1 rRNA gene is annotated in these 1,085 nt (G+C 55.9%); it reads left to right on the top strand.

Annotated elements, in window-relative coordinates:
* Window positions 1–84: 84 nt before the first annotated feature.
* Window positions 85–1,085 (top strand): 16S ribosomal RNA (locus tag VSR68_RS42470); the annotation flags it as partial.

Below are 1,085 nucleotides of genomic sequence, written 5' to 3'. Positions count from 1 at the left end.
GGGTTGAGAAACCCGGTCGAACCATCTGTCAGTGATTTTGAGTGAGCGACCGGTTCGTCAAGAACCGAAAACAGTAACAGGTTTGAACTGAAGAGTTTGATCCTGGCTCAGATTGAACGCTGGCGGCATGCCTTACACATGCAAGTCGGACGGCAGCGCGGGCTTCGGCCTGGCGGCGAGTGGCGAACGGGTGAGTAAGACATCGGAACGTGTCCTGGAGTGGGGGATAGCCCGGCGAAAGCCGGATTAATACCGCATACGCTCTGTGGAGGAAAGCGGGGGACCGAAAGGCCTCGCGCTCAAGGGGCGGCCGATGGCAGATTAGCTAGTTGGTGGGGTAAAGGCCTACCAAGGCGACGATCTGTAGCTGGTCTGAGAGGACGACCAGCCACACTGGGACTGAGACACGGCCCAGACTCCTACGGGAGGCAGCAGTGGGGAATTTTGGACAATGGGGGCAACCCTGATCCAGCAATGCCGCGTGTGTGAAGAAGGCCTTCGGGTTGTAAAGCACTTTTGTCCGGAAAGAAAACTTTCGCCCTAATACGGTGGGAGGATGACGGTACCGGAAGAATAAGCACCGGCTAACTACGTGCCAGCAGCCGCGGTAATACGTAGGGTGCGAGCGTTAATCGGAATTACTGGGCGTAAAGCGTGCGCAGGCGGTGCTGTAAGACCGATGTGAAATCCCCGGGCTTAACCTGGGAACTGCATTGGTGACTGCAGCGCTGGAGTATGGCAGAGGGGGGTGGAATTCCACGTGTAGCAGTGAAATGCGTAGAGATGTGGAGGAACACCGATGGCGAAGGCAGCCCCCTGGGCCAATACTGACGCTCATGCACGAAAGCGTGGGGAGCAAACAGGATTAGATACCCTGGTAGTCCACGCCCTAAACGATGTCAACTGGTTGTCGGGCCTTCATTGGCTTGGTAACGTAGCTAACGCGTGAAGTTGACCGCCTGGGGAGTACGGTCGCAAGATTAAAACTCAAAGGAATTGACGGGGACCCGCACAAGCGGTGGATGATGTGGATTAATTCGATGCAACGCGAAAAACCTTACCTACCCTTGACATGTACGGAAGAC

Source organism: Paraburkholderia phymatum (assembly GCF_038900715.1).
Lineage (GTDB): Bacteria > Pseudomonadota > Gammaproteobacteria > Burkholderiales > Burkholderiaceae > Paraburkholderia > Paraburkholderia phymatum_A.
This window is presented reverse-complemented; position numbering and strand designations above follow the sequence as displayed.